Origin of the sequence: Enterobacter sp. CPE_E863 (assembly GCF_046521465.1) — a bacterium.
Lineage (GTDB): Bacteria > Pseudomonadota > Gammaproteobacteria > Enterobacterales > Enterobacteriaceae > Enterobacter > Enterobacter adelaidei.
The window spans coordinates 3,051,744-3,066,819 of the sequence record NZ_JBKFZX010000001.1 but is presented as its reverse complement, the minus strand read 5'-3'; the positions used below and the strand labels follow the sequence as shown (position 1 = coordinate 3,066,819).

Sequence of the window (15,076 nt, the reverse complement as noted above, 5' to 3'; positions counted from 1 at the left end):
GCTATAGTTAGCGGACTGGTGTACTAACATGGAGAAAAATATGTCATTTCAATCTTGGGATACCCGTATCGATGACGACCTGACGTTATTGAGAGAAACGCTGGAAGAAGTATTACGTTCGTCGGGCGACCCTGCCGATCAGAAATATATTGAGCTGAAAGAACGTGCAGAACAGGCGCTAAATGACGTTAAAAACCGCGTCAGCCATGCGTCCGACACGTACTACTACCGCGCCAAAAAGGCGGTTTATCGTGCCGATGATTATGTTCACGAAAAACCGTGGAGAGGCATTGGTGTGGGCGCAGCTGTCGGGTTGGTGTTTGGGCTGCTTCTGGCTCGTCGTTAATTTTATGTTTAACGCTTAACCACTCCCTATACGTGGGTACTGCTATTTATAACCAGTACCCCGTATAATATGAGGTTTCAACAGGGAGAGGTTCGCGTGAATTCGATTTTCCTCGCGTTGGAGCACCTGCGTAGTCAGCTTACGCAAGCGTTACCCGCAATACCCGGTCTACGTCATTTCGACGTCACTTTCCCGTTAAACGACGCTTTCGATCCTCTTGCCTGGCTTGGCGCGCAGCAGTGCTATCCCCAGTTTTACTGGCAACAGCGTAATGGTGATGAGGAACTGGCTGCCCTGGGGGCTGTCACCCAATTCTCCTCGCTGGCGTTAGCCTCGCAGTTTTTGCGTGAGCAGAATGCGGCAAATGATACCCGTATTTGCGGCCTGAATGCATTTAACCCGGAGCAGGGCAGTCTCTTTTTACCTCGCCTGCTCTGGCGACGTTCCGCCGGAAATGCCACGTTGCGCCTGCAACTGTGGAGCGATGACTCTCTTCAGGACGATGCCCGCACCGCGTTGGATTTTCTGCAGCAACTCCATGCCGCCAGACCTATCCGCCCGCTGTCTGTGCAGGTTGAGTGCGAAACCCATCATCCGCAAAAGCAGGAATGGCTGGAGCTTATCCGCAAGGCAACAGAGACTATCGCGCGCGGTGAATTTGAAAAGGTGGTCCTCGCCAGGGCAACCGATCTGCAGTTTAAACAGCGCGTTAACCCTGTCGCACTGATGGCCGCCAGCCGCGCCCTGAATTTAAATTGCTATCATTTCTGCATGGTTTTCGACGCCAGCAATGCGTTTCTCGGCTCAACGCCCGAGCGTCTCTGGCGGCGGCGGGGAAAATTGCTTCGTACCGAAGCGCTGGCGGGCACTGTCGCCAGTCATGTTGATGATAAACAAGCCCGGCGTTTGGGCGAATGGTTGCTGAATGATGATAAAAACCAACGCGAAAATATGTTGGTAGTGGAAGATATCTGTCAGCGCCTTCAGCACTTTACCCAGACGCTTGATGTGTTGCCTGCTCAGGTTGTGCGTCTGCGCAAAGTGCAGCATTTGCGCCGCTGTATCTGGACCGAGTTGAAACAGGCCAGTGATGAACAGTGTTTACATATTCTGCAGCCTACGGCGGCCGTTGCCGGGCTGCCGCGTCAACCTGCACGGGCGTTTATTGAGAATGTTGAACCCTTTAACCGCGAGTGGTACGCCGGGTCGGCCGGGTATTTATCACCCGAACAAAGCGAGTTCTGCGTGGCATTACGCTCTGCACGTGTCCAGGATGACGCCCTGCGGCTGTACGCCGGAGCCGGAATTGTCAGCGGGTCTGACCCGGAGCAGGAGTGGCAGGAGATAGAAAACAAAGCCGCAGGGTTGCGTTCTCTGCTCCTTAGGGATTAATACTGATTCGTGCATTCCCGATTCATATCAAAATTCCAAATTTTTCTATTATTTATACTGTGTCGTAATCTTGATTCCGGACAATCTCATGTCAGTAAGTTCTTTTAACCGGCGCTGGGCGGCGGTGATCCTTGAAGCCCTGACGCGCCATGGCGTCAGGCACGTGTGTATTGCGCCGGGTTCTCGCTCAACGCCGCTGACGCTGGCGGCCGCTGAAAACCGGGCATTCATTCACCATACTCATTTTGATGAACGCGGTCTTGGCCATCTGGCACTGGGGCTGGCGAAGGTCAGCAAAGAGCCTGTAGCGGTGATTGTCACCTCTGGTACCGCCGTGGCGAACCTCTATCCGGCACTGATTGAAGCCGGTTTAACCGGTGAAAAACTGATCCTGCTGACGGCTGACCGCCCACCTGAGCTTATCGACTGTGGCGCTAATCAGGCTATTCGTCAGCCGGGACTCTTTTCCTCGCACCCTTCGCAGGCAATCTCGTTGCCGCGTCCCACGCAGGATATCCCGGCAAGCTGGCTGGTATCCACCGTCGATCACGCCATGGAGACATTGCGCAGTGGGGCGTTGCATATCAACTGCCCGTTTGCCGAACCGTTGTATGGCGAACTGGATAACACCGGCCTTGAGTGGCAGCACTCCCTCGGTGACTGGTGGGTAAGTGAAAAACCGTGGCTGCGTGAGCAGACGCATCTTGAGAGTGCTAAACAACGTGACTGGTTCTTCTGGCGGCAAAAACGCGGCGTGGTTATCGCCGGGCGCATGAGCGCTGCTGAAGGAAAATGGGTTGCTGAATGGGCGCAAACACTTGGCTGGCCGCTGATTGGTGACGTGCTCTCCCAGACCGGTCAGCCGCTGCCGTGCGCCGATCTCTGGTTGGGGAATGCGAAAGCCGTCACTGAGCTTTCACAGGCGCAGATTGTTGTCCAGCTTGGCTCAAGCCTAACCGGTAAGCGATTACTGCAATGGCAGGCAACGTGCACCCCGGAAGAATACTGGCTGGTGGATCCGCTGGAAGGGCGGCTCGACCCGGCGCACCATCGCGGGCGTCGTCTGGTCAGCAGTATCGACACCTGGCTTACGCTCCATCCGGCGGAAAAACGCAAACCCTGGGCCGTTGCGATCCCGGAACTTTCGCGTCAGGCGTGGGAGCTCACCAAAGCGCATTGTGAAGCGTTTAGCGAGGCCGGACTGGCGCACCGTATTCGCCAGTATCTGCCTGAGCAGGGGCAACTGTTTGTCGGAAATAGCCTCGTTGTCCGCCTGATTGACGCGTTTTCGCAGCTGCCTGCGGGTTACCCGGTTTACAGCAACCGTGGCGCGAGCGGCATTGATGGGCTGATCTCAACGGCTGCAGGCGTGCAGCGCGCCAGCGCGAAATCGACGCTGGCAATCGTGGGCGATCTCTCTGCACTCTACGATCTCAACGCGCTGGCGCTGCTACGACAGGCGTCGGCCCCGTTTGTGCTGATTCTGGTCAACAACAACGGCGGGCAGATCTTCTCTCTCTTGCCAACGCCGCAAAGCGAGCGTGAACGCTTTTACCTGATGCCGCAGAATGTCCAGTTTGAACACGCCGCGGCGATGTTCAGCCTGAAATACCATCGCCCGGAAAACTGGGAACAGCTTGATATAGCGCTGAGCACCGCCTGGAAACAGCCGGGAGCAACGTTGATTGAGCTGGTGGTGAATGATGCTGACGGCGCGCAGATGCTGCAAAGCCTGCTGGCACAGGTGAGCCAGCTGTGATCCTCTCGGGTGTGCAACAGGCTGGAAAACCAGGTTATCCCTGGCTGGTCTTTTTGCACGGTTTCTCCGGGGATTGCCGTGAGTGGCAGGTCGTTGGCGAGATGCTCAGCAATTATCCCCGGCTGTACCTGGACCTGCCGGGTCACGGTGGATCCGGGAGCATTGGCGTGACGGGGTTCAACGAGATGAGCAATATGCTCACCCGAACCTTGTTTAGTTACAACATACTTAACTTCTGGCTTATCGGGTACTCCCTCGGCGGCCGCGTTGCGATGTTCCATGCCTGCCAGCAGCCACAGGGGCTGCTGGGGGTGATTGTGGAAGGTGGGCATCCGGGTCTGCAGGATGACGAAGAGCGCAACAGGCGGCGGGTATCTGATCGCCGCTGGGCACAGCGTTTTCGTACTGAACCGCTGGATAAAGTCTTTACTGACTGGTATCAACAGCCCGTGTTCGCCTCCCTGACGGACACCCAGCGCGAAGCGCTGGTTACTTTGCGCAGTCAGAACAACGGCATGACGCTGGCGATGATGCTGGAGGCGACATCGCTGGCCGTGCAGCCTGATTTGCGTGCCGCGCTCAGCGCCCGCAATTTCCCATTTGAATATTTATATGGTGAACATGATGACAAGTTTGCGGCCCTTGCCGCGGAACTGAACGCCGTTCGCCATGCAATTCCCAACGCCGGACACAACGCCCACCGGGAAAACCCGGGTGCAGTTGCTGCGTGTCTGGCTCAGATACTGCGTCTTCGATAAAGGACTCTCTATGATCTATCCTGATGAACACATGCTCTATGCTCCGGTTGAATGGCAAGACTGCTCCGAAGGTTATACCGACATCCGTTACCACAAATCCGCAGACGGCATTGCTAAAATCACCATCAATCGTCCACAGGTACGTAACGCCTTTCGTCCGCTGACCGTGAAAGAGATGATCCAGGCGCTGGCAGATGCGCGCTATGACGACAACATCGGCGTGATTGTTCTGACCGGCGAAGGTGACAAAGCGTTTTGCTCCGGTGGCGATCAGAAAGTGCGCGGTGACTACGGCGGATACCAGGATGATGCGGGTACACACCACCTGAACGTGCTCGATTTCCAGCGTCAGATCCGTACCTGTCCAAAACCGGTCGTGGCGATGGTGGCAGGCTATTCCATCGGTGGCGGTCATGTGCTGCACATGATGTGCGATCTGACGATTGCCGCAGAGAACGCTATTTTCGGCCAGACTGGCCCGAAAGTGGGCTCTTTCGACGGCGGCTGGGGTGCCTCTTACATGGCGCGCATTGTCGGGCAGAAAAAAGCCCGCGAAATCTGGTTCCTGTGCCGTCAGTACAATGCTCAGGAAGCGCTGGATATGGGGCTGGTCAATACTGTCGTACCGATTGCCGATCTCGAAAAAGAGACCGTGCGCTGGTGTCGTGAAATGCTGCAAAACAGCCCGATGGCGCTGCGCTGCCTGAAAGCCGCGCTGAACGCCGACTGTGACGGTCAGGCGGGTCTGCAGGAACTGGCGGGCAACGCCACGATGCTGTTCTACATGACCGAAGAAGGTCAGGAAGGGCGCAACGCGTTTAACGAAAAACGCCAGCCAGATTTCAGCAAATACAAACGGAACCCGTAATGCGTCGCGCGCAGGTTTACCGCTGGCAGATACCGATGGACGCGGGTGTGGTACTGCGTGAACGGCGGTTAAAAAACCGTGACGGCTTCTTCGTTCATCTGCAGCAGGGTGAGCGGGAAGGCTGGGGGGAGGTTTCACCTCTGCCGGGCTTTAGCCTTGAGTCGCTGGATGACGCGCAGTCTGCATTACTGGCGTGGGCCGGAGAGTGGCGTGAGGGAGCGGATCCGGCGTTGCCGGACGTTCCTTCCGTGGCTTTTGGCATTAGCTGTGCGCTGGCTGAGCTCGACGGTAGTTTGCCTCAAGAGGCTAATTACCGTGCGGCACCGCTCTGCACCGGCGATCCGGACGAACTGTTCGCCCTGCTTTCCGCCATGCCCGGTGAGAAAGTGGCGAAAATCAAAGTTGGCCTGTACGAAGCGGTGCGAGATGGAATGGTCGCTAACCTCCTGCTGGAAGCGATCCCGGATCTGCATCTGCGTCTGGATGCTAACCGCGCGTGGACGCCACTGAAGGCGCAGCAATTCGCGAAGTACGTCAATCCGGCATACCGCAGTCGCATTGCCTTCCTGGAAGAACCGTGTAAAACCCGCGATGATTCGCGTGCGTTTGCCCGCGAAACGGGGATTGCCATCGCCTGGGATGAAAGCCTGCGCGAAGCGGATTTTGAATTTGTCGCCGAGCCCGGCGTCAGCGCGGTAGTGATTAAACCAACGCTGACCGGCAGTCTGGCGAAAGTGCGCGAGCAGGTCGCAGCGGCACATGCGTTGGGGTTGACGGCGGTGATCAGCTCCTCCATCGAATCCAGCCTTGGGCTGACCCAACTGGCACGTATCGCTGCCTGGTTAACGCCAGACACGATCCCAGGTCTCGACACGCTAAACCTGATGCAGGCTCAGCTTATTCGCCAGTGGCCGGACAGTCCGCTGCCGTGCCTCGACGTTGAGGCGCTGGAGCCATTGCGATGAGTTTTACCGACTGGCCGTGGCGGCACTGGTGTGCGCAGGCTGCCGATAAGCCGGCGCTGAGGCTGAACGATGAGGTGCTTACCTGGCAACAGCTATGTGCGCGTGTCGACCGTCTTGCGGCAGGATTTCAGCAGCAGGGCGTCGGAGAGGGCGACGGTGTGCTGCTGCTGGCCCATAATCATCCGCAAACCTTGACGGCATGGCTGGCACTGCTCCAGTGCGGGGCGCGCATTCTTCCCGTTAACCCGCAGTTGCCGCGTCATCTGCTGGATGTTCTGCTTCCGCAGATGACCCTGCGCTTTGCGCTGGTGCTGGACGGCATCTACGACGATCTTCCCGTCCTGAACATGTACGAGCATGCTGGCGAACATCGCGTTACGTGGCAACCGGCGCGGTTGGCCTCCATGACGCTGACCTCCGGCTCCAGCGGGTTGCCGAAAGCGGCGGTCCATACCTGCGAAGCCCATCTTGCCAGCGCGCGCGGTGTGCTGGCGCTGATGCCCTACGGTGATGAGGATGACTGGTTACTTTCGCTGCCGCTGTTTCATGTTTCCGGTCAGGGGATTTTATGGCGCTGGTTGCAGGCCGGGGCACGTTTAACCGTTCGCGAAAAGCAGCCGCTTGAGCAGGCACTGCAGGGCTGTACCCACGCTTCTCTGGTACCGACACAGCTCTGGCGTCTGCTTAACACTCAGCATCATATTGCGCTGAAAGCCGTTCTGCTCGGCGGAGCGGCAATACCTGTTGAACTGACAGAGGAAGCGCGAAAACAGGGCGTTCGCACCTTCTGTGGCTATGGCTTGACGGAGTTTGCTTCAACAGTCTGTGCGAAAGAGGCGGACGGCGAGCCGGATGTGGGCGGTGTGCTGCCGGGCAGAGAAGTGCAGGTGGTTGACGGTGAAGTCTGGATCAAAGCGCAAAGTATGGCCTCAGGCTACTGGCGTGACGGGGTGTTGATCCTGCTGACGAATGAGCAGGGCTGGTTCGCGACCCGCGATCGCGGTGAATGGCATGATGACCGGCTGACAATTCTGGGGCGTATGGACAACCTCTTTTTTAGCGGCGGAGAAGGGATCCAGCCTGAAAGTCTTGAGCGGGTTATCGCCCGTCATCCGCAAATTAACCAGGTGTTTATCGTCCCGCTGGACGATGCCGAGTTTGGGCAGCGCCCGGTAGCCGTGGTGGAGTGTGAACCGGGAACGGATATCACCTGTTTACCTGACTGGGTCCGGGATAAACTGGCGCGTTTTCAGCAACCCGTCCGGTGGCTAGTGTTGCCGACTGAGCTCAAAAATGGCGGCATTAAGGTCTCCCGTCGCGCGCTGCAACAGTGGGTGAATGCATCGCTTAAGGGATAGTAGCCGTTTCAAATAGTTACAATCTACCGACTTGCCGCACGCAGAGTGCTTGATCCCATGGAGACTCCGGTTAAAATCTCGCGGTTTTGGGACTTCTTTATAATAATTGTGCGGGATCACGACAATGAAAAAAGTGGCATTACTGGGCTTCGGCCTGATGGTTGTTTCTGCGGCGGCAAACGCCATTAGCATTAACGGCTCGGCGGGTCAGGATTACACCCACCTGGGCTTTGGCATGGGCACCGAGACTTCTGGTCTGGCAATGACCGGTGGCTGGACACATAACGATGACGACGGCGACGCAGCCAGCCTTGGCCTGGGTCTGAACATTCCTCTTGGTCCGTTCCTGGCCACTGTCGGCGGTAAAGGTATTTATACCAACCCGAACGACGGTGATGAAGGCTATGCGGCGGCAGTGGGTGGCGGTCTGCAGTGGAAAATTGGCGACAGCTTCGGTCTGTTTGGTGAGTATTACTATTCCCCGGACTCGCTCTCCAGCGGCATTGAAAGCTATGAAGAAGCCAACGCCGGTGCGCGCTGGACCATCATGCGTCCAATTACCATCGAAGCAGGCTATCGCTACCTGAACCTGGCCGGTAAAGACGGCAACCGCGACAACGCGCTGGCCGATGGCCCTTACGTGGGCGTCAGCGCAGGTTTCTAATCACTCCGGCGCGGCATTCTGTCGCGCCAGTTTCTCTCTTCTCCATCCTGCGTTTGCGTTATAGTGTTTTGACCATTTAAGCGGGAGAACATAATGATTAACGTGGAGATGTTATCCACCGGCGATGAAGTGCTGCATGGACAGATTATCGACACCAATGCTGCCTGGCTTGCCGATCTTTTCTTTGAGCAAGGATTACCGTTAACGCGCCGCAACACGGTGGGCGACAATCTTGAGTCACTGGTCAATATCCTGCGTGAGCGCAGCGAACAGTGTGACGTGCTGATTGTGAATGGCGGACTTGGCCCCACCAGTGACGATCTCAGCGCACTGGCCGCCGCCACAGCAAAAGGTGAAGGGCTGGTGCTGCACGAGGCGTGGCTCTCGCAGATGGAGCGCTTTTTCTCCGAACGTGGCCGCGTCATGGCACCCAGCAACCGCAAACAAGCTGAAATTCCCGCCAGCGCTGAGTTGGTTGACAACCCGGTCGGTACCGCATGTGGATTTGCCATGCAGCTGAACCGCTGCCTGATGTTCTTCACGCCGGGCGTACCCTCAGAATTTAAAGTGATGGTCGAGCAGCAGATCCTGCCGCGCCTTCGCGATCGTTTTACCCTGCCTGAACCCCCGATTTGCCTGCGTCTGACCACTTTTGGCCGCTCGGAAAGCGACCTGGCCCAGAGTCTTGATCACCTGCAACTGCCGCCTGACGTATCAATGGGGTATCGGTCCTCCATGCCAATCATTGAACTCAAGCTGACGGGGCCTGCAGAGCAGAAAGCGGCGATGCTGGCACTCTGGCCTGAGGTGCAGCGTGTGGCGGGTGAAAGCCTGATCTTTGAAGGGACGGAAGGGTTGCCCGCGCAGATTGCGAAGCAGCTGCAGTCTCGTCAACTGAGCGTGACCTTAAGCGAGCAGTTCACCGGCGGCCTGCTGGCGCTGCAGCTGTCGCGCGTCAATGCGCCGCTGTTGGCCAGCGAAGTGGTGCCGTTCCAGCAGGAGACGCTGGCGCAGACCGCCCGTTGGGCTTCTGAAAGAAGGGTAAAACATTTTGCCGGGCTGGCGCTGTTTGTCGGTGGGCTGGATGAGGAATACCTGAACTTTGCGCTGGCGACACCGGAAGGCACGTATGCCCTGAGGGTAAAAATGAGTATCACCCGCCACAGTCTGGCGATACGGCAGGAAGTTTGCGCCATGATGGCGCTGAACATGCTGCGCCGCTGGTTGAATGGCAAAGAGGTTGCCAGCGAGCACGGCTGGATAAACGTTGTCGAGTCGCTGTTCGTTGAGTAAAACACTGACCGGGGCTTCTCGCCCCGGCCATGTTCAGCCCAGAGCCCTCGCCAGTAAGGTGATCGGATGTTCGCAGCGCTTGCTGGTGGACATCTCTATTTGCCACTTGCAGGTTTCGCAGTCGGTTACCACGATATCCGCGCCGCTTTCCTCAATCTGACGGAACAGTGGGGCGCCAATCGCCTGTGACGTTTCGTAATTTTCACTTTTGAAGCCGTACGTTCCCGCAATACCGCAGCAGCGGGAATCCAGCACCGTCAGCTCCAGCCCAGGAATTAAGCGTAACAGTTCAAGCGTATAGAGCGACCAGCCCATTTTTTCCATGTGGCAGGGCGTGTGATACACCACTTTCAGCGGCAATTTTCCCAGCGGCAACGTCTGCCCGCTATCCAGTTTGCGCCACAGGAAGCGTGTTGCCAGTTCAATGTGCTCACGCAGCCCGGTGTTATCCACGTCCAGCAGATGCGGGTACTCATCTCGCAGGGTGAAGGTACAGGTAGACGAGGTGGCCAGCACCGGAATCCCCTTGTCGACGATGGCTTCACGCAGTGAGGTGACATTGCTTTTGGCCTGCTTGCGCGCTTTATCCGTAAATCCGTTGGCGATCAGTGGTACGCCGCAGCATTTTTCCTTACTAAGTAACTGAACGCCCGTCCCCATCGCATTCAGCACTTTAAGCAGATCTTTACCCAGCTGCGGGTGGTTGTAATTCACATAGCAGCCATGGAAGAACGCCACCTGTTCGGCATACTGCGCCTGTTGCGCCGCGACGGATTTATACCAGCGACGGAAGGTACCGTGAGAATATTTCGGCAGGCTGCGGTGATGGTCTATTTTAAGCGTCGTATCCAGCAGCTGGCGCACCGGTTTGAGCGCGGTCGCGGCATTCACCAGCGGGGCAAACGGCGTCGAGATGCTCCCCATCAAATCGGTGTGACTGAGAATGGCATCCCGCAATGATGGCTTTTGCGTGCTATAACGCGCCCGGGCGCGCTGGATAATATCGCCAATGTTGACATCCGACGGACAGGCAACTTCACAGCGTTTGCAGTTGATGCAGTACTTCAGCGCCTCATCATACAGCTTGCCGTCCTTCAGACGCAGACGCTCACCGTCCGGCCCGGCCTGTTTCGGACCAGGATAACGTGGATTTACGCCGCTGACCGGGCAGACGGTAGTACACACCGTGCATTTAATGCAGCTTTCAAAACGGGTATCGCTCATTGTTCAGCCTCCATGCGCTGGCTAATTTGCTCTGCCACATACAGCGCCGTGACGGCGCAGACCCCGCCACCGCAGCCCTGGGCGATAGGATCATATCCGCCAAGAAGCGAGCCGATAGCAAAGAGATTCCTGACTGACTTACCCGAAAGCTGCGGGTGCAGGTGGTTATCGACAATGACGCCGAACTGTTGCCAGGGTTGCGGCGTGAAGAAATCACTCTGATACCAGTCCGCGCGGGAGGCGCTTTGCCGGACATCCAGGCCCATTATGGCTTCGCGGATGCCGTCCCGACTGCTCAGCAGCCCGTTACTGAAGAAACTGCCGCTTGCCAGCACCGTAAAGCGGGCGCGAAGCGGAATATCATCGTGGTTGCGCGTCCAGATTTCGCTCACTTCCCCGTCAGTCAGGGTGATTTTTTTCACCTCATCACCCGCCATCCAGACGCCACCCTGCGCAACAAATTTGCGCTGGAGCTGGGTATGCAGGCGAATACCGGGAACCGACGGGGGTAGCGTCGGCAGTAAACCGAGTGTGCAGGGCAGTCGATCGGACAGCCAGCGCCAGAGTCGATTGTCGTTTAAGCCAAAGCAGGCGGGCATAAACAGCGCATCGCACCCTTCTGCAAGCGGTTTGAGCGCCTCATACAGCAGCGGCCATCTCTCTTCATGATCAAGAAAACGGGCAATATTCACCGCGCGAAACTCACTCGGGTTGTCGCGCAGGACATCAAGCTCAGGCAGCTCTATTTCTGCTGTTTCAGCGTTTACCCCCTGGCGACAAAGTGATGCCGCCGCGAGATGGGGCTGAAAATCCAGAAAACCGCTAATACCTACCACCCGCACACGCGCTGAGCTGAGCGGGGTAACGGGCACCTCCTCCGGGCTGAGCCAGGCGGAGCGTAGGGTGCCGAGTGGTGTAACACGCTGATGATTTTTCCTGGCGCTTCCCTGCAGACGAGCGCCGCAATCCGCCAGTAGCGCTTCGGTTTCCAGGGCAAAGCGATCGATATGCTGCGCGCCTGTCAGGTGATAAGGGTGCTCTGGCGGAAGTTTTTCTCGGTACGTTTCGTCCACCAGATCCAGCGAGCCCGACGAGAAGTGCAGGGCGCTCTGACCCCGGGTGATAATGGCGCAGCGTAGCCCCTGTTTTGTGAGTTTGATGCCACAGAGCAGACCCGCCAGCCCACCGCCGACGATCACGGTATCAAATTTCATCGTGTTGCTCCTTCTCCAGACCGCAAAGCCCCTGGTAGACCCAGCGGGTAAATTCACTTTCACGCAGAGCATCGCCCCAGGCGACAGGCTGAATACCTTTCCAGCGCTCGTTTAAAAAAGCACTGAGTTGATCGAGCGACTGGGTCGCGGTGGTGGTATGAAAGCGTTGCAATAACCCGGCGGCACGGCAGGCGCACAATTCACCCTGACACGTCCCCATTCCAACCCGGGTGCGGCGGCGGAGATCGAGCAGAGAATTGACGGTCAGATTTTCCACCGCATATTGTACTTCGCCCGCGGTTACGGCTTCGCACTCGCAGACCAGGCTGCGACTAAGCCGGCCTTCACCCAGCCAGACCGGCGTCCTGTCACCATGACGATAGATGGCCGAACCGCGCAGGGGAGCGGGCAGGGAGATAATTTTTTGCAGCGTCTTCTCGGTAGACTGACGTGAGCCGGGCAGGGGCTGTTCTGCCGTTTTGCACGGCTCGGTGTTGCCCAGTTTGCGGCAGACGGCATCGGTTGCCCATTCGGCCATCAGACGATAGGTCATAAGTTTGCCACCGGTGATGGTGATAAACCCTTCCATGCCGTCGCGTTCAGCATGATCGAGCAGCACAATGCCCCGGCTGACGTTACGCCCGCTTGGGTCGTTATCGCTGGCAACCAACGGACGCACACCCGCGTAGGCGCGCAGGATCCGGGTCTGCGCCATCACCGGGGCCAGTTTTTCCCCTTCACGCAGCAGAATCTCCACTTCTTCAGCAGTGACGCGGTTGTAATCAATCTCGCTATAGTCCACGTGGGTTGAGGTGGTACCGATTAATGAAATGGTATCGCCCGGAACCAGAATATCGGCATCAGACGGTTTACGGCAGCGGTTAATCACATGGTTATTGATGCGATGGTCGAGGATCAGCAGCGAGCCTTTTGCCGGAAACATGCGAACGGACAAGTCTGCATACTCCGCAATCCGCTGCCCCCAGATCCCCGCTGCGTTGACGACCACGGAAGCATACAGTTCACTGTGTTCGTTATATTGCTTATTAAAAAGCCGCACGCCACGGACGCGGTGACCTTCCCGGATAAGCCCGGTCACTTCATGCCCGGTCAGGATGTGCGCGCCATGTTCGCGGGCATCAAGCATATTGGCGGCCGTCAGGCGGAAGGGATCAACCGTGCCGTCTGGCACTTTTACCGCCCCTGTCAGGATCGGGTTGACGGAGGGCTCAATGCGCCGCGCCAGGGCCGGGTCAATGGCCTCGGCCTGAATCCCCGCCGCGCGACAGGCGGTAATGAAGGTAGCCTGAAAGGCGAGATCGTCTTCGGGAAGCGTGATAAACAAGCCGTCTGTAGGTTCAATGCAGTGGCGAGCAATCCGTCGCAGGATCTGGTTTTCGGCAATACATTCACGAGCCGATTCGCCATCGGTAACGGCGTAGCGGGCACCGCTGTGAAGCAGGCCATGATTGCGCCCGGTGGCGCCTGTCGCAATATCATGGCGCTCCAGAAGCGTGACGCTCAACCCCCTGAGTGCGCAATCACGTGCGATGCCGGCACCGGTCGCACCGCCGCCAATGATAATCACATCGCTGTAGCGTGGATCGTGAATTGTCATTGTCATCCCTCTGTGTTCGTTTTTTTACCATTTAGCCACATGAAAACTATGGTTTGTTTGATTTCGAACACAAACGAGCGAAATTCGAAAGTGAAACGTGATTTCATGCGCTTTTTTGCGCATTCTGTCATATTTCTGTAACAATCTGTGCGTTGATTCACAGTAACAATCACCGTGATTTCTTAACATCGCCGCCTCTCTGGAGTATGGGGCAGTAAAACCCCTGTAAATTCAATACATGGCCACGGAGGCTGTCATGCTCAGTATCTTCAAACCCGCGCCGCATCGTGCGCGTCTGCCTGAGGCAGAAATTGATCCGCTATACCGTCGTCTGCGTTGGCAAATTTTCCTGGGGATTTTCTTCGGGTACGCGGCGTACTACCTGGTGCGTAAAAACTTCGCCCTCGCCATGCCGTATCTGGTGGAGCAGGGCTTTTCGCGGGGGGATTTAGGGTTCGCGCTGTCGGGAATTTCGATTGCCTACGGTTTTTCCAAATTCATCATGGGTTCCGTGTCGGATCGCTCGAACCCGCGTGTGTTTCTGCCAGCCGGTCTGATCCTGGCGGCAGCGGTGATGTTGTTTATGGGCTTTGTGCCGTGGGCAACCTCCAGTATTGCCATCATGTTCGTGCTGCTGTTCCTCTGCGGCTGGTTCCAGGGAATGGGATGGCCACCATGCGGACGCACCATGGTGCACTGGTGGTCGCAGAAGGAACGTGGCGGCATCGTGTCGGTATGGAACTGTGCGCATAACGTGGGAGGCGGTATTCCACCGCTGCTGTTCCTGTTGGGGATGGCCTGGTTCAACGACTGGCACGCGGCGCTCTATATGCCTGCTTTTGGTGCTATCGTCGTGGCGATTATCGCTTTCGCGCTGATGCGCGACACGCCTCAGTCCTGCGGTTTGCCTCCGATCGAAGAGTACAAAAACGACTATCCGGATGATTACAGCAAGGAGCACGAAGAAGAGCTGACTGCAAAACAGATCTTCATGAAGTACGTCCTGCCGAACAAGCTGCTGTGGTACATCGCGGTGGCGAACGTGTTCGTTTACCTGCTGCGCTACGGCATCCTCGACTGGTCGCCAACCTACCTGAAAGAGGTGAAGCACTTCGCGCTGGATAAATCCTCCTGGGCCTACTTCCTGTACGAATATGCCGGGATCCCAGGCACGCTGCTTTGTGGCTGGATGTCGGACAAAGTGTTTAAAGGTAACCGCGGTGCGACAGGCGTGTTCTTTATGACCCTGGTGACCATCGCTACCGTGGTGTACTGGCTCAACCCGCCGGGCAACCCGGGTGTGGACATGGCCTGCATGATCGTCATCGGCTTCCTGATTTACGGCCCGGTGATGCTGATCGGTCTGCATGCGCTGGAGCTAGCGCCGAAAAAAGCGGCGGGCACGGCGGCAGGCTTTACCGGCCTGTTTGGCTACCTCGGCGGGTCGGTCGCGGCAAGCGCCATTGTGGGCTATACCGTTGACTTCTTCGGCTGGGACGGCGGCTTTATGGTGATGATTGGCGGTAGCGTGCTGGCGGTACTGCTGCTGGTTGTTGTGATGATCGGCGAAAAACGTCACCACGCTGAAGTGCTGGCGCGTCGTCAATAAGGAGCATT

The 15,076-nt window shown here is 57.2% G+C and carries 13 protein-coding genes; 10 read left to right on the top strand and 3 right to left on the bottom strand.

Features of this window, described 5'->3' with window-relative positions; translation table 11 throughout:
- Positions 1 to 40: 40 nt before the first annotated feature.
- From elaB to ACLHV8_RS15065, 9 genes are all read left to right on the top strand, one after another.
- Positions 41 to 346, top strand: a complete 306-nt coding sequence (gene elaB, locus ACLHV8_RS15105; protein WP_028016253.1) for a stress response protein ElaB — start codon at positions 41 to 43, stop codon at positions 344 to 346.
- Positions 347 to 442: 96 nt separating this feature from the next.
- On the top strand, positions 443 to 1,738 hold the full coding sequence (gene menF, locus ACLHV8_RS15100; RefSeq protein WP_028016254.1) for an isochorismate synthase MenF: 1,296 nt from the start codon (positions 443 to 445) through the stop codon (positions 1,736 to 1,738).
- A gap of 88 nt (positions 1,739 to 1,826) precedes the next feature.
- Positions 1,827 to 3,497: a 2-succinyl-5-enolpyruvyl-6-hydroxy-3-cyclohexene-1-carboxylic-acid synthase gene (gene menD / locus ACLHV8_RS15095; RefSeq protein WP_208594203.1), complete on the top strand. Its 1,671-nt coding sequence runs from the start codon at positions 1,827 to 1,829 to the stop codon at positions 3,495 to 3,497.
- Entirely contained in the window at positions 3,494 to 4,255 is a 762-nt protein-coding gene (menH, locus tag ACLHV8_RS15090; RefSeq protein ID WP_208594204.1) for a 2-succinyl-6-hydroxy-2,4-cyclohexadiene-1-carboxylate synthase, read from the top strand. Before menD ends, menH begins: the two co-directional genes overlap by 4 nt.
- A 10-nt stretch (positions 4,256 to 4,265) precedes the next feature.
- Positions 4,266 to 5,123: a 1,4-dihydroxy-2-naphthoyl-CoA synthase gene (gene menB, locus ACLHV8_RS15085; RefSeq protein WP_080328564.1), complete on the top strand. Its 858-nt coding sequence runs from the start codon at positions 4,266 to 4,268 to the stop codon at positions 5,121 to 5,123.
- Positions 5,123 to 6,088, top strand: coding sequence for an o-succinylbenzoate synthase (gene menC / locus ACLHV8_RS15080; RefSeq protein ID WP_049006406.1), 966 nt, complete (start codon positions 5,123 to 5,125; stop codon positions 6,086 to 6,088). Before menB ends, menC begins: the two co-directional genes overlap by 1 nt.
- On the top strand, positions 6,085 to 7,446 hold the full coding sequence (menE, locus tag ACLHV8_RS15075; RefSeq protein WP_208594205.1) for an o-succinylbenzoate--CoA ligase: 1,362 nt from the start codon (positions 6,085 to 6,087) through the stop codon (positions 7,444 to 7,446). The genes menC and menE overlap by 4 nt, the downstream gene beginning before the upstream one ends.
- Positions 7,447 to 7,570: 124 nt before the next feature.
- Positions 7,571 to 8,110 carry a YfaZ family outer membrane protein gene (locus ACLHV8_RS15070; RefSeq protein WP_028016260.1) on the top strand — a complete coding sequence of 180 codons (540 nt, stop codon included), beginning with the start codon at positions 7,571 to 7,573 and terminating at the stop codon, positions 8,108 to 8,110.
- A gap of 93 nt (positions 8,111 to 8,203) precedes the next feature.
- On the top strand, positions 8,204 to 9,403 hold the full coding sequence (locus ACLHV8_RS15065; protein ID WP_028016261.1) for a nicotinamide mononucleotide deamidase-related protein YfaY: 1,200 nt from the start codon (positions 8,204 to 8,206) through the stop codon (positions 9,401 to 9,403).
- Positions 9,404 to 9,436: 33 nt separating this feature from the next.
- Here ACLHV8_RS15065 and glpC read toward each other — a convergent pair whose 3' ends face one another.
- Genes glpC through glpA form a run of 3 tightly spaced genes read right to left on the bottom strand, consistent with a single transcriptional unit; the run spans position 9,437 to position 13,459 of the window.
- Positions 9,437 to 10,627 (bottom strand): anaerobic glycerol-3-phosphate dehydrogenase subunit GlpC, encoded by a 1,191-nt coding sequence (gene glpC, locus ACLHV8_RS15060; RefSeq protein WP_208594206.1) that lies wholly within the window; start codon positions 10,625 to 10,627, stop codon positions 9,437 to 9,439.
- A complete protein-coding gene (glpB, locus tag ACLHV8_RS15055; RefSeq protein WP_208594207.1) occupies positions 10,624 to 11,841 on the bottom strand; it encodes a glycerol-3-phosphate dehydrogenase subunit GlpB in 1,218 nt (405 codons plus the stop codon). Before glpB ends, glpC begins: the two co-directional genes overlap by 4 nt.
- A complete protein-coding gene (gene glpA / locus ACLHV8_RS15050) occupies positions 11,831 to 13,459 on the bottom strand; it encodes an anaerobic glycerol-3-phosphate dehydrogenase subunit A (protein ID WP_410376976.1) in 1,629 nt (542 codons plus the stop codon). The genes glpB and glpA overlap by 11 nt, the downstream gene beginning before the upstream one ends.
- A 256-nt stretch (positions 13,460 to 13,715) precedes the next feature.
- Here glpA and glpT point away from each other — a divergent pair, with 256 nt between their 5' ends.
- On the top strand, positions 13,716 to 15,068 hold the full coding sequence (gene glpT, locus ACLHV8_RS15045) for a glycerol-3-phosphate transporter (protein WP_208594209.1): 1,353 nt from the start codon (positions 13,716 to 13,718) through the stop codon (positions 15,066 to 15,068).
- The last annotated feature ends 8 nt before the right edge of the window (positions 15,069 to 15,076 follow it).

Coding starts and splice junctions, on each gene's coding strand:
- menB (WP_080328564.1), top strand. CDS start 4,266: ATGATCTATCCTGATGAACACATGCTCTATGCTCCGGTTGAATGGCAA.
- glpA (WP_410376976.1), bottom strand. CDS start 13,459: ATGACAATTCACGATCCACGCTACAGCGATGTGATTATCATTGGCGGC.
- glpT (WP_208594209.1), top strand. CDS start 13,716: ATGCTCAGTATCTTCAAACCCGCGCCGCATCGTGCGCGTCTGCCTGAG.
- glpB (WP_208594207.1), bottom strand. CDS start 11,841: ATGAAATTTGATACCGTGATCGTCGGCGGTGGGCTGGCGGGTCTGCTC.
- menE (WP_208594205.1), top strand. CDS start 6,085: ATGAGTTTTACCGACTGGCCGTGGCGGCACTGGTGTGCGCAGGCTGCC.
- ACLHV8_RS15070 (WP_028016260.1), top strand. CDS start 7,571: ATGAAAAAAGTGGCATTACTGGGCTTCGGCCTGATGGTTGTTTCTGCG.
- elaB (WP_028016253.1), top strand. CDS start 41: ATGTCATTTCAATCTTGGGATACCCGTATCGATGACGACCTGACGTTA.
- menD (WP_208594203.1), top strand. CDS start 1,827: ATGTCAGTAAGTTCTTTTAACCGGCGCTGGGCGGCGGTGATCCTTGAA.
- menC (WP_049006406.1), top strand. CDS start 5,123: ATGCGTCGCGCGCAGGTTTACCGCTGGCAGATACCGATGGACGCGGGT.
- glpC (WP_208594206.1), bottom strand. CDS start 10,627: ATGAGCGATACCCGTTTTGAAAGCTGCATTAAATGCACGGTGTGTACT.
- ACLHV8_RS15065 (WP_028016261.1), top strand. CDS start 8,204: ATGATTAACGTGGAGATGTTATCCACCGGCGATGAAGTGCTGCATGGA.